Origin of the sequence: Flagellimonas aurea, from assembly GCF_017313785.1 — a bacterium.
Lineage (GTDB): Bacteria > Bacteroidota > Bacteroidia > Flavobacteriales > Flavobacteriaceae > Flagellimonas > Flagellimonas aurea.
On record NZ_JAFLNL010000010.1, the window covers coordinates 135470 to 148421 of the forward strand.

Consider the following 12952-nt stretch of genomic DNA (forward strand, 5'->3'; position numbering starts at 1 on the left):
CCTTTGCGGCAATAAAGAATTAGTTAATGGCGTCCCCTCGTAACCTCCTAAAATTTTTACGGGCTTGGGGAAAATAATAGCTATCCTGATAATTGTATATGATTTTCTCGTAATGGCTCTTCGCCTTTTCGGGTTCGTTCAGGATATTCTCGTACAGTTCTCCGAGGGCAAAGTGGGCATCGTCCGCTAGAATGCCATCAGCATAGAACTCTACAATTTTTTGATAGTTGAACTCGGCACTCTCGTAGTTTTTCTGCTCTACTAAAAGTTCTGCTTGCTTCAACAAGGCTTCGTCCTCGATTTTTTCGCCTTTATGGTTTTGTAAAATATCTTCAAGCACTTCAATGGCCTCGGTATTTTTATTTTGATAGGCCAACAAGTCAGCCCTGGCATATTTTTTTAACGCCGTCTGTGTGGAATCTTCCAGTGAATTGTCGGAAATCAACAAGCTCAATTGCATGGCATCGTTGGCGATAAGTTGGGATGTGGAGCTTCGTAATACCTTCAATTGGGTAAGGGCCCAGTCAAAATCACCCTTATAAAAACTGGTCTGCGCCACCTTGAACCGCGCATCTTGGCCCAATACATCGTTTTTGACGCTTTTTTGTACTTGGGTGAACAGTATCAAGGCTTCGTTGAATCTTTGGTCGAACACCAGAATATCGCCCAACGCCAATTTTACATAGGCCATGGTCATCCGTCCCATGGGGAGTTCCAAGCTTTCCTTGAGCATGGCAATTGCGGGTTCTGGCTCTTCTTTTTTGAAGGTGAGGAAGTTTGCATAGGCAATCTGAAGCTGCAAGGTGATGCTCTGGTTGCCATATTCTCCCACTAGGTCATCAAACTTTTTTTGTACATCTTCCAGAACCTTTTCCGTGGGATTTTCCAGGGCAATATCGATGAGGTTGAGCTCGGCATTGAGTTTAGTTCTTGGGTTTTCTGTATTGTCAACGATATATGTGTAGATCTCGGTCGCGGTTTCCAGGTCTTTGTCCTCCAAAGCTATGCTTCCCAAGTTTTCCAATCGGTCCACGGATTGGCCCTCGCTACGTTTATAAATGGCCTTTTCCTGACTAAAGGCACTGTTGTATTGTTTTTGCTGAACAAAAAGCCAGCTCAAAAGTTCGTTCCAAAGAATGTCGGGAGCTTTTTGCGCATTTTGAAGCAGCACTTTTCGCAATAGGACATTGTTTTCGTCGGCGGGGTCTTCGGAGATAAAATCATCGATGTTGCGCAGTACATTGGAGCGTGAGGTGCGTCCCTCCCAAATAAGGTTAAGATAGGATTGATACATTTTAGCGATATCGCCCTGTTCGCCATAAATACGCGCCAATTGAAAATCGTAGTTGAGATCGGGCTTTAGTTCCATGGCCCGGGTATAGGCTTGGACGGCATAATCCAACAGAGCATATTTTTGGAAGCGATACCCGACACTGTACCCATAATTGGGATTGTCCTCTATTTTACTGATGGCCTTATCGTAATAGGCATTGGCCTTTTCCGCTTCGTTTTTGAGGGTGAAATTGTAACCCAGTTCAATGTAAAATGTGGGAAAAGCGTAGCTGTCCTCTATTTTTTGAAGTAAAAACGCCTCGGCCTCGTCATAGCGTTCCAATTGCTGGTAACAGGCCACCAGACCCTCGGCATAATCTGTGCGTCTTGGGTTGGTCTCCACCAATTTTTCGTAGAACACCACAGCTTTCTCGTAATCGCCATCCTGAAAGTATTGTTTGGCCAAGAAATCCTCTTGGGCCGCTCCAATAAAACTGGAAAGCAATACTATAAGAAATAAAAGACGTCTCAAAGGGATGTTCATTAGTAACAATTAATAAGAGTGTCCTGTCATTTCGAACGTAGTGAGAAATCCCATTTCAAGTTTAGGGTTGTGAGATTCCTCGTCACTTCGCTTTGTCGGAATGACAATTGCACTTAAAATAAACACGGTGGATTTTAACCCATGGTGTTTTATTTCAAATATAACGCAGAAATGTGGGGGATTCTGTTAAGCGAATCCAAATTAATGGTGGAAAACCTTAATCGATGGTGTCAAAACCGCAATAGGGAACCAGCACTTCGGGTATTTTTATCCCTTCGTCGGTCTGATAGTTTTCCAAGATCCCGGCCAATACCCTTGGCAAAGCCAACGAACTTCCGTTCAAGGTGTGGGCCAATTGGCTTTTTCCATTTTCGTCCTTGTACCGCAATTTTAGGCGATTGGCCTGGAAGGTTTCAAAGTTGGATACGGAACTGATTTCCAACCAACGGTCTTGCGCGGTCGAGAACACTTCAAAATCGAAGGTCAGGGCAGAAGTGAAACCTAAATCTCCTCCGCAAAGACGAAGGATTCGGTAAGGCAATTTCAATTCACGTAGAATATTTTTTACGTGCTCCACCATTTCATCCAAGGCTTGGTATGAATTGTTGGGGTGCTCCAATCGCACGATTTCCACTTTGTCAAACTGATGCAAACGGTTCAAACCGCGAACGTGTGCCCCGTAGCTACCTGCTTCACGACGGAAACAAGGGGTGTAGCCAGTGTATTTGATGGGGAAATCGCTTTCTGCCAAAATATCGCCTCGGTGCAAGTTGGTCACGGGTACTTCGGCTGTTGGAATCAGGTACAAATCATCAGCTTGGACGTGGTACATTTGACCTTCCTTGTCGGGTAACTGACCTGTGCCGTAGCCTGAATCTTCGTTCACCATAAGCGGCACTTGCATCTCGGTATAACCAGCTTCGGCATTTTTATCCAAGAAATAGGCGATAAGGGCACGTTGCAAACGAGCACCTTTCCCTTTGTAAACAGGAAACCCAGCTCCAGTGATCTTCACACCTAGCTCAAAATCGATAATGTCGTATTTCTTGGCCAATTCCCAGTGTGGAAGTGCCCCATCTGACAAGGTTGGGATATCACCTTCTTTAAAAACCTCTTCATTGTCCTCCTCAGAATTACCTGCGGGAACAGACTCGTGGGGAACGTTCGGAATCAAATACAATTGCTGCTGAAGTTCTTCGGCAGTTGTATTTAGGTCGTCACCCAATTTTTTGGATGCTTCTTTGAGTCCAGCTGTTTTTTCCTTCAGGACATTGGCCTCTTGCGCTTTTCCAGTTTTGAAAAGGATGCCGATTTCCTTGGAAATTTTGTTGGATTCGGCCAGCGTAGCGTCCAGTTCGGTTTGGATGGAACGTCTTTTTTCATCGAGTTCCAAAACCTTTGAAATCATAGGTGCTGCATCGATGTTTCGCTTTTTTAGAGCGGTTATGATGGTTTCCTGGTTTTCCCTGATGTTCTGTAATTGAAGCATGGCCTTGTTTTGAGGCGCAAATTTAATTTAATCTGGAGAAGTGCCCAACTTTATTCCTTGGGAGAGGGCAGAATCCAATCATTATGGGCAAAATGTTTCCATGGAACGCTGGCCAAATCCACTTTGGGGTCAATAAATTGTTGATAGGGACTTTGGTTGATCTTGACCCTGTTGTTCACATAAACCTCAATTTCCTCTCCTTTTTGGGCATATTCTTTTTTAAGGCGTTGTGCAAACTGCCAAGTAAAGTCGGGGTAGCAGGATACTCGCTGCTGTTGTTTTTCGGTCAGATAATTTTCCAGGTCGATTTCGACCGTATCCTTGGTTTGGGAGTTCACTACTTTGTAGGTAATTCTTCCTCCACGGCTGCGGAGCATCATACGCCAGCTCAAACGGTGGCCTTCTTCGTTCCAAAGCACATCATCTTCAAAAAAATGGTGACGAAGCGGCAAAGCCAATTGAAACAAAAAATAAATCCCAAGGACCGTCAAAATCGCATTCTTGGTTTTGGGGATGATAATCTTCGTTTCTGGAATGATTTTTTTTGTCCTTAAAAAGATGTTTCGAATGGTCTGCGGTTCAAAAAAGAAGACGATAAACGCTAGCGACAGGTATGGAAAAATACCGATCTGAAACACGATGCTATTGAACAAGTGAAAGAAAATGGAGAATATAAAGGCCATTTTCCGTGTAGGTTTCCAAAGTAGGGCAGGTACAATCAGCAGGTCAAAACAAATACCAAACACCGCTATGATCTTATGGACCCATTTTTGTTGTAAAAAATCACCGATCAAATAATAGTCCTTTTTGGAACTCATCAATACATCGATCATGCTAAAATCCAACCAATCTGCATATAGTTTGGCCACCGATGCATAGGTGTAGACAATAAAAAGTTGCAGGATAATGACCCATCGAACCCAATTGTACATGGATTGTGAACGTAGCCCAGGGTTTAATCTTGCATCCAACGAAGCATCGCGATGGGCTGGCAAAAAGGCCATAATGTAAGCGAGCAGCATCAACAAATAATAGTGGTTGTTGTAGCTTGTTTTCTGCATCAAATACACGCCTGACCACAATATGGCAAATGCCAAAGCGCTAAATCGGTACTTGTATCCAAATGCTATCAAAAGCCCCAAAGTGCCCATCACAGCGAAGTAGATGTACATACCATTCCCGGGCAATGGCTGCAACCATTCAAACCAGATAAAGGAAAAGGTGAATTCAGGCTCCACCAAGGTTCGGCGCACCCATCCCGTGGCTATGGCGCCATAACATTCGGCACTGACCAAAAGGCCATAAAATACCCTGAAAACCACAAGTTGTGCGTTGTCAATCTTCTTAAAAAGAAATTGGTCGAGCATTTATTTGGAGATTAGGTCCAAAGAGTGGCTTTTGTCTTTTTTCAACTGTTCCTTAAGTTCTTCGATTGACTTGAACTTGTGCTCGTCACGTATTCGGTGCAGCAGTTGTACCTGGATTTTTTTATCGTACAGGTCACCATCAAAATCAAAAAAATTGACTTCGATACTTTTTTGTGAACCGTCCACGGTGGGGTTGAAACCAATATTCATCATTCCAAAATACTCTTTCCCGTTAAGTTGACTTTTGACCACGTAGGCACCATTTTTGGGAATGAGCTTATATTCTTCGGCAATATGAAGATTGGCGGTCGGAAAACCAAAATCCCTGCCAAGGCCTTTTCCTTTTCTTACTGTTCCTGTAAGCATGTAAGCATAGCTCAGGTAATTGTTGGCGGTCTCTACATCTCCTTCCAAAAGCGCCTTTCTGATCTTAGTGGAACTTACGGAAACATCATCGATTTCTTGGGCGGGAATCTCTTCAACCTCAAAATCGAAGGTATTGCCGAATGTGGTCAGGTCCTGAATATTGGCATTTCGGTTGCGGCCAAACCTGTGGTCGTAACCAATGATTATTCTCTTGCTCTTTATGTTGTTCACCAAAATGTCACGAACAAAATCGACAGCGGAAAGTCTGGAGAATTGTTTGGTAAACGGATGTATGATCAAATAGTCCAATCCCAAAGTTTCCAGAATCTGCTTTTTTTCTTCAAGGGTGTTCAACAATTTTATGTCCACATCTTTTTGAAGTACCATGCGCGGATGCGGGAAAAAAGTGAGCACTGTTGACTTAAGACCTGTGTTTTTGGCACTATTTGTGAGACGTTGTAGTATCTGGCGGTGTCCCAAATGTACACCGTCGAATGTACCGATGGTCACCACAGTGTGGTGCGGAATGTCCTTAAAATCAGAAATGTTGTGGATTGTTTCCAACTCAAATAAAGAAATAAAAAAGGCTTACATTTGAAAATATACTATGCCCTAACCGTGTATGAAAGCTAAATTACATCTTGTTTTTTCAATAACCATATTTTTTAGCTGCTTTTGCATTTTTGGGCAGCAAGGTTATTGGAAAGCAGTGCCCAAACAGTCCAATCTACGAAGTGCTTCCCTTGCGGATATTTCGGGAGCTACAAAGGTTTTGTCGTTGGATAAAACCGCGTTTTCAACCCAGATAAAATCTTTTTCTGCTGCAAAGTCGGTGGGTAAAATAGTATATCTTCCCGATGGCGAAGGTGTCATTGTTCCCTTTAATTTGAAAGAGACATCGGTGCTGCACCCAGATCTGGCCAAAAAATATCCCAACATAAAATCCTATACCGGGGTAAGTTTGGATGGAAGATACAAGGTAAAGTTGAGCAGTTCCCATAAAGGCTTGCAATCTATGGTCGTGGATGTACAGAATAACAAAACGGCTTTTATGGAGCCGGTTTCCAATAAGCCCAACACTTATGTTGTTTATGATAAGGAGGATGGGCTTTCCTCCAAAATGGATTTTATCTGTGCAACGGCAAAGGATTTGTTTGGTTCCGGAAGCAAATCATCGGGAGGTACTCTCAAGACAATTGTTCCTTTGATAGATGATCAGGTGCTTCGAAAGTATAGAATCGCAGTCTCAGCCTCCGGGGAGTATACCCAAAAACTTGGTGGTACCGTGGCCGATGCCCTGGCGGGAATCAATGCAACATTGACACGCGTAAATGAAGTTTTTGAAACGGATTTAGGGGTTACATTGGAGCTTGTGTCCAATAATGATCAGATTATTTTTACCAATCCCAATACGGACCCGTACGGAAACAGTTTAAATTCCGAAGTACAGTCCACTATTACATCTAGGATAGGGGAAGCGAATTATGATGTAGGCCACCTTTTTCATCAAGTGGGAGAAGGTTTGGATAATGGAAATGCCGGATTTATAGCTTCCGTTTGTGTGGATAATAGAAAGGGGAGCGCTTTTTCTTCGGCCAATAATCCGCAGGGAGATGTATATGACTTGGATTTTGTGGCACATGAGTTGGGCCATCAATTTGGAGCTAATCATACATGGTCCTTCGAGTCTGAGGGAACCGGCGTACAAGCAGAACCTGCAAGTGGATCTACGATAATGGGGTATGCGGGCATCGTTACAGGAAATAATGTGGCGGCCAATGGTGATGATTATTTTCATTTTTATAGCATACTGCAAATTTCAGCTTATTTGGAAACGACTTCTTGTGCCGAAACGGTGGCATTGGTAAATTCTCCACCAGTTGTAACCCCAGTTGACGATTATATTATCCCTAAGGGTACTGCCTTTGTTTTGGAAGGTAGTGCCACAGACCCAGATGTAGGCGATGTGCTTACGTATACGTGGGAACAAATAGATGATGGTCTGGTCACTAGATCGTCGTTTGGCTCCATCAATCCCAGTGGTGCCAACTTTAGATCTCTCAGGCCAACTACATCTCCAATACGATATTTTCCGCGACTATCACGGGTGGCACAGGGTAACCTAACACAGACCAATCCAAATGTAGGGGCGGCGTGGGAGACCGTTTCTGATATTGAACGGAATCTTGGTTTTGCTTTTACCGTTCGGGATAATGCAGATGGAGGAGGGCAAGTGGTCTCAGATGTCCTCAATGTTAGGGTCATAAAAGCATCAGGGCCTTTTTCGGTGACTTCCCAAACCGAGGCTCAAGTGTATCAAGCGGGGTCTGTTCAAGAAGTTACATGGGATGTTGCAAATACTGATGTTGCCCCCATTAATGCCCAAAATGTGGACATATTCCTCTCTTTGGATGGGGGGCTTACCTTTCCGATAACACTTTTGGAGAACACCCTTAACGATGGTTCGGAGGAAATCCTTTTGCCTGGAAATACCACAAATACAGCGAGGATTATGGTAAAGGCAAGCGAAAATATATTCTTTGCTGTCAATAGCACGAACTTTGTCATAGAGCAATCCGAAGTAGTCTTGAACTTTGAATCGTTGGAGTATGAAGTATGTCAACCAGATGACATCATAATTCCTTTTACATACGAAACCTATGCTGGTTTCAATGAAAACTCTACATTTTCGGCGGATGTGCCGGCGGGATTAACGGCAAACTTTTCCCCGATTGACGCAAGTGTTGATGAAACTGTCGTTGAGTTGACGCTGTCCAACACGGACAATATTGCTCCGGGTGTATACGATATTACGGTTTCTTCGGAATCAACATCGGCAACTAAAAGTGTAGTTCTTTCCCTTACCGTACAGGATGGTACTTTTTCTGATGTTGCCTTGCTCTCCCCGGCCAATGGTGAGGTAGGGGTTTCTTTGGATGCTGAACTCAGTTGGCAGGAGAGCCCCCTGTACTCTAACTACGATGTTGAAGTGGCCACTGATGCAGGGTTTACGGATATTGTACAATCTGCATCAACTCCTTCCACAACTTTTAAAACCAATAGTTTGGAAGCCGAAACCGAGTATTTTTGGAGGGTTAGGCCCAACAATGGCTGTGGGACGGGAACATTTGGCACGCCTTTCAGTTTTATAACATCACAAGTAAATTGTAAGAATAGGGAATCCAATGATTTGCCCATCAGCATATCTTCATCAGGTACCCCAACAATTACCACATCTGTTTTGTTTGTGGAAGATTTACCGATATCCGATGTAAACGTGAACTTGCAGTTGGACCATACCTATCTGGAAGATTTAATAGTCACCCTTATTTCTCCCATGGGTACAAGGGTAACCCTGATTTCTAACTCCTGTGGTGATTTAAGAAATATAAATGCCGTTTTTGATGACGAAGGAGACCCTATTGCATGTTCGGGAAATCCGGCTATTTCTGGAACCGTAGCTCCAATCGGTTTTTTATCGTCCTTAAAAGGAGAGTCCATTTTGGGCCAGTGGGTTTTAGAAATTCAAGATACAGCAGCGAGCGACGGAGGAAGTTTAATAGATTTTTCGTTGGATATATGTATTGAAGGGAACTATAGGCCAGATGAAGACGATGATGGTGTTTTTGATGATGGAGACGATCTATGTCTTGGAACTCCCAAAGGTGTTGAAGTGGATACCAACGGATGTGCAATATATAGGTTTGCTTCGGATAATTTTGAAATAGAAATAGATAGTGAAACTTGCCGAAGCAATGATGATGGCTCCATAACAATTGTTCCTGTTGATACTTCCATTAACTATACGGCCGTTTTGGATGGCCCTGGCGGTGCAGATTCGTTTGATTTTACGGATACCCTGACCTTTGACAGCCTTGTTTCTGGAGAATATTCGATTTGCATTACCGGTACCAATGGTTTGATAACGTATGAGGAAGTGTGCTTCAATGCTATGGTTTCCCAGCCAGATGTGCTGGATATCAATGCATTGATGGACTCTGGCATTTTAAGTGTTGAATTGAGCGGTGCCACCCTTTACAATGTGGAACTGAATGGTCTGGTCACCCAAACTGAAGAATCAAGGGTCCAGCTTGCACTTAAAGAAGGCTCTAACACCCTGAAAGTATATTCCAATCTGCCTTGTCAAGGTGTGATAGAGGAAACCCTGTTCTATTCTTCAAGACCAATAATTTCGCCAAACCCTGTGGATGCCATTACCTCGGTGTACATGGCTGGTTATGAGGGCGATGTAGCTGTACAGATTTTTACATCAAATGGTAGATTGGTTCGAACGGAGAACCGAAAGGTTGCGGGAGATGATTTACAATTAGATCTATCAGGTCTTCCCAAGGGTATTTATTATCTAGGTATACAAAAGGCAGGTGCAAAAGAAATATTCAAACTCATAAAAAAATGATTCGAAATATAATTTGGCTATCCATTTTAATTTTGTTGGTCGGTTGTGGTGGGGACGATGGGCCACCTCCAGCACCACAGGGGGCTCAATTGGTGTTTCCCGAAGAAAATTCTGAGTGTACCACCGGTACGGATGTCAATCAAAATGCTACGCAGATTACATTTAGGTGGACGGCATCCAACAATACGGATAGTTATACGCTCACCGTGGTCAACTTGAACACCAATGTGCCCCAAAATATTTCTACGGCATCAACCTCCGCTAGTTTGACCATTTCCAAGGGAACACCGTATGCTTGGTCAGTGACCTCACGAAACTCTCGTTCTGACCAAGTGGCATCAAGCCCTACATGGTTGTTCTACAATGCAGGGGCGCAGACCACCTACGCACCTTTTCCCGCTCAATTGATGCGGCCAATGTCCGGAGCAACGGTCCAAAAGAGCATTGCGAACGAAATACTATTGGAGTGGTCCGGTGCCGATGTTGACGGGGATATCGATTCTTTTGAGGTTTTTTTCTCGGAGAGCAATCCGCCTACCACCTCTGTTGGTATTGCCAACGCCACAACTATGGAATTGCCGGTTGGAGTTGAGTCCGGAACAGTGTATTATTGGAGGGTGGTTACCACCGATTTGGAAGGTAACACTTCAATATCTTCGGTGTTCGATTTTAAAGTGCTTTAGACTTATTTCCCGTTAAATTGATTCATAGTGTTTTTTGCACCTGCAAAAATAAAGGAGCGAATAAGGTCAGTTGATATTTTTAAACGTTCGGGCATAGCTTTTTGTTGGTCGGTATCCCATTTGCCCAAAACATAATCCACTTGTTGGCCTTTCCCAAAATCGGAACCTACACCAAACCTAAATCGATTATAGGAAGTAGTCTGTAAAACGTTCTGAATATCTTTTAAGCCGTTGTGCCCACCATTACTTCCTTTCCCTTTCAGCCGAATGGTGCCAAAGGGTAAGTTGAGGTCATCAGTGATTATCAATATGTTGTCAAAACCTATATTTTCTTTGTCCATCCAATATTTTACGGCCTTCCCACTTAAGTTCATATAGGTGGATGGTTTTAGGCAGACCACGCTTTTTCCTTTATGTTTAAACGTTGCAACGGCTCCGAGCTTGGCGTTTTCAAAAGTGAAATCTTCCTGTTCGGCCAAAAAATCAAGGATTTTGAACCCAATGTTGTGGCGTGTCTCATCGTATTCGGAACCAATGTTTCCAAGGCCAACGATCAAAAATTTTTTCATAGGGTCGGTTTCTTGTAGTAGTTGTTTTGGTTTGCCAAAAAGTTTTTCTATAAAGTTGGGCATTGGCTGTTTATGGTTTGCCCAAAAATACAAAAGCATCCCAAATTTTTACCTAGGTAAAAACGGGATGCTCTTATAAAAATCTTCAGAGTGCTATTCCGCAGCTTCTGCTTCTGGAGCTTCACCACCTTCGGTAGCTTCTCCTTCTACTCCTTCTTCATCTTCGTCTTCTAGCTCTTCATCAACAGAGGTTCTAGAAGCTTTAACTTGAACGATAGCGGTGCTATCTGGGTGAAGGAAAGTGTAATCATCACTTAGGATGGTTTCCACCGCAATAGTTTGACCGATTCTCAACTTGGAAATGTCCACAGTGATAAAATCGGGAAGCAAAGCGGGCAATGCTCTAATGGAAAGTTTTCTCTTTCTGAAAAGCAAACGTCCACCGTTTCTAACACCGGGAGAGTTTCCTTCCAAACGTACTGGAATATTCATGGTGATAGGCTTGTCCTCGAACAACTGGTAGAAATCTACGTGTAGGATGCTATCCGTTACAGGGTGAAATTGGATGTCCTGCAAAACGGCATCAAATTTTTGACCATCCGCCAATTCAATTACCGCGGTGTAGGCATTTGGGGTGTACACCAAGTCTTTGAATGCGATTTCATCAGCTGAAAAATGCACTGGTTTATCCCCTCCGTACAGTACGCAAGGGACCTTTCCAGCATTACGTAAGGCTTTGGTAGAAACCTTGCCCACGCTTTCTCTTTGGGATCCATTGATTGTAATTGACTTCATTGTTATATATTAAATTGATTTACATTAAAAATTTTGATGATATGGATGTGTTGTGGTGAACTCTGTGCATTACATCTGCAAACAAATCAGCACAGGACAACACTTTGATTTTCTTTTGCTCGTGGTCTACGGGAATGGAATCGGTTACGATCAATTCCGACAATTTTGACTCTTCTATTCTTTGGTATGCTTTGCCCGAAAGTAATCCGTGTGTCGTTACGGCGCGTACGCTTTCGGCACCTCTCTCCATCATCAAATCGGCAGCTTTGGTTAGAGTTCCGGCGGTATCCACCATATCATCTACCAACACTACATTTTTCCCCTGAACATCCCCTATAAGTTCCATGTGGGAGATAACGTTCGCTTTGGCCCTTTGCTTATAACAGATGACCACTTCGCACTCCAAAGCCTTGGAATAGGCGTAAGCTCTTTTGGAACCGCCCATGTCGGGAGATGCAATGCACAAGTTGTCAAGATTCAAACCTCTTAAATAAGGTAAGAAAAGGGTAGAGGCGAACAAATGGTCCACAGGCTTTTCGAAAAAGCCTTGGATTTGGTCCGCGTGCAAGTCCATTGTAATAATCCTAGTGGCACCTGCGGTCTCCAACATTTTCGCTACCAATTTGGCCGCTATAGGAACACGGGGCTTATCCTTTCTATCTTGTCTGGCCCAGCCAAAGTAGGGCATAACCGCGGTAATGTGTCTTGCGGATGCTCTTTTGGCGGCATCCAGCATCAACAACATTTCCATCAAATTTTCCGAACTTGGGTTAGTGGAGCCTATGATAAATATTCGGGCCCCCCGAATAGATTCTTCGAACGAAGGCTGGAATTCACCATCACTATAACGGGAGAACTGGATTTTTCCCAATTCCGCACCATAGGAAGCGGCTATTTTCTTGCCCAGCTCAACACTTTGGGTGCAAGCAAAAATTTTAGGTTCGGGAACTTGATAGGCCATTACAAATTCTTGTTAACTAGCGTTTTAAAGTACTTTAAAATAAAGAGGTGCAAATTTAAAAATTAAATTGGGTTGCTCAAGGATAAATCAAAGTATTTTTTGGTGATAAATAAAAAATATTTTTTAGCTTTGCACTCGCATTTGAAAATGTGTGCCAAATGCCTTGGTGGCGGAATTGGTAGACGCGCTGGATTCAAAATCCAGTGTCTTCGGACGTGTGGGTTCGATTCCCACCCAAGGTACTTAAGAGCCCTGATAACAGATTTGTTGTCAGGGTTTTGTATTTTTTTGAAGTGTTTTTAACATTCTCCAAGAGATGTATAAATGATCAAATCATAATCTATCTGATCCGTCAACCTTAAACTCAAAGCTTCACATTTGACCTAATTCCCTCTATATAAATTGTAATGTAATTCTTGAGGATGTGTTTTTAATTTTATTGTCCGGTAGGGTGAATATGAAACAATACACCAAAAAACATTTGTCGTG

Annotated in this window: 9 protein-coding genes and 1 tRNA gene; 3 read left to right on the forward strand and 7 right to left on the reverse strand. The window is 43.1% G+C overall.

Annotated features, from left to right (window positions below):
• Window positions 1-19: 19 nt before the first annotated feature.
• The 4 genes from J0656_RS16170 to J0656_RS16185 all read right to left on the reverse strand — a co-directional run bounded on the left by J0656_RS16170 (window position 20) and on the right by J0656_RS16185 (window position 5602).
• Window positions 20-1816: a tetratricopeptide repeat protein gene (locus tag J0656_RS16170; protein WP_207035763.1), complete on the reverse strand. Its 1797-nt coding sequence runs from the start codon at window positions 1814-1816 to the stop codon at window positions 20-22.
• Between the two features lie 217 nt (window positions 1817-2033).
• On the reverse strand, window positions 2034-3305 hold the full coding sequence (gene serS / locus J0656_RS16175; protein ID WP_207035765.1) for a serine--tRNA ligase: 1272 nt from the start codon (window positions 3303-3305) through the stop codon (window positions 2034-2036).
• A gap of 50 nt (window positions 3306-3355) precedes the next feature.
• Window positions 3356-4672, reverse strand: a complete 1317-nt coding sequence (locus J0656_RS16180; RefSeq protein ID WP_207035767.1) for an HTTM domain-containing protein — start codon at window positions 4670-4672, stop codon at window positions 3356-3358.
• Window positions 4673-5602: a bifunctional riboflavin kinase/FAD synthetase gene (locus J0656_RS16185; protein WP_207035769.1), complete on the reverse strand. Its 930-nt coding sequence runs from the start codon at window positions 5600-5602 to the stop codon at window positions 4673-4675.
• Between the two features lie 58 nt (window positions 5603-5660).
• Here J0656_RS16185 and J0656_RS16190 point away from each other — a divergent pair, with 58 nt between their 5' ends.
• Together J0656_RS16190 and J0656_RS16195 are read left to right on the forward strand one after the other, a co-directional pair.
• The gene (locus J0656_RS16190) at window positions 5661-9455 is read left to right on the forward strand and encodes a reprolysin-like metallopeptidase (protein ID WP_207035771.1); all 3795 of its coding nucleotides are present in this window, start codon (window positions 5661-5663) and stop codon (window positions 9453-9455) included.
• A complete protein-coding gene (locus J0656_RS16195) occupies window positions 9452-10138 on the forward strand; it encodes a hypothetical protein (protein ID WP_207035774.1) in 687 nt (228 codons plus the stop codon). Before J0656_RS16190 ends, J0656_RS16195 begins: the two co-directional genes overlap by 4 nt.
• A gap of 2 nt (window positions 10139-10140) precedes the next feature.
• Here J0656_RS16195 and pth read toward each other — a convergent pair whose 3' ends face one another.
• The 3 genes from pth to J0656_RS16210 form a co-directional block, all read right to left on the reverse strand.
• A complete protein-coding gene (gene pth / locus J0656_RS16200; RefSeq protein WP_207035776.1) occupies window positions 10141-10770 on the reverse strand; it encodes an aminoacyl-tRNA hydrolase in 630 nt (209 codons plus the stop codon).
• A 90-nt stretch (window positions 10771-10860) separates the two neighbouring features.
• Window positions 10861-11502 (reverse strand): 50S ribosomal protein L25/general stress protein Ctc, encoded by a 642-nt coding sequence (locus J0656_RS16205; RefSeq protein WP_207035777.1) that lies wholly within the window; start codon window positions 11500-11502, stop codon window positions 10861-10863.
• Window positions 11503-11521: 19 nt separating this feature from the next.
• The gene (locus J0656_RS16210; RefSeq protein WP_176618808.1) at window positions 11522-12463 is read right to left on the reverse strand and encodes a ribose-phosphate pyrophosphokinase; all 942 of its coding nucleotides are present in this window, start codon (window positions 12461-12463) and stop codon (window positions 11522-11524) included.
• Window positions 12464-12623: 160 nt separating this feature from the next.
• Here J0656_RS16210 and J0656_RS16215 point away from each other — a divergent pair.
• Window positions 12624-12705, forward strand: a tRNA-Leu gene (locus J0656_RS16215).
• Window positions 12706-12952 lie beyond the last annotated feature (247 nt).

Excerpts from the sequence above, each read along its gene's own strand:
- J0656_RS16170 (WP_207035763.1), bottom strand. The coding sequence starts at position 1,816 with ATGAACATCCCTTTGAGACGTCTTTTATTTCTTATAGTATTGCTTTCC.
- serS (WP_207035765.1), bottom strand. The coding sequence starts at position 3,305 with ATGCTTCAATTACAGAACATCAGGGAAAACCAGGAAACCATCATAACC.
- J0656_RS16180 (WP_207035767.1), bottom strand. The coding sequence starts at position 4,672 with ATGCTCGACCAATTTCTTTTTAAGAAGATTGACAACGCACAACTTGTG.
- J0656_RS16190 (WP_207035771.1), top strand. The coding sequence starts at position 5,661 with ATGAAAGCTAAATTACATCTTGTTTTTTCAATAACCATATTTTTTAGC.
- J0656_RS16195 (WP_207035774.1), top strand. The coding sequence starts at position 9,452 with ATGATTCGAAATATAATTTGGCTATCCATTTTAATTTTGTTGGTCGGT.
- pth (WP_207035776.1), bottom strand. The coding sequence starts at position 10,770 with ATGCCCAACTTTATAGAAAAACTTTTTGGCAAACCAAAACAACTACTA.
- J0656_RS16205 (WP_207035777.1), bottom strand. The coding sequence starts at position 11,502 with ATGAAGTCAATTACAATCAATGGATCCCAAAGAGAAAGCGTGGGCAAG.
- J0656_RS16210 (WP_176618808.1), bottom strand. The coding sequence starts at position 12,463 with ATGGCCTATCAAGTTCCCGAACCTAAAATTTTTGCTTGCACCCAAAGT.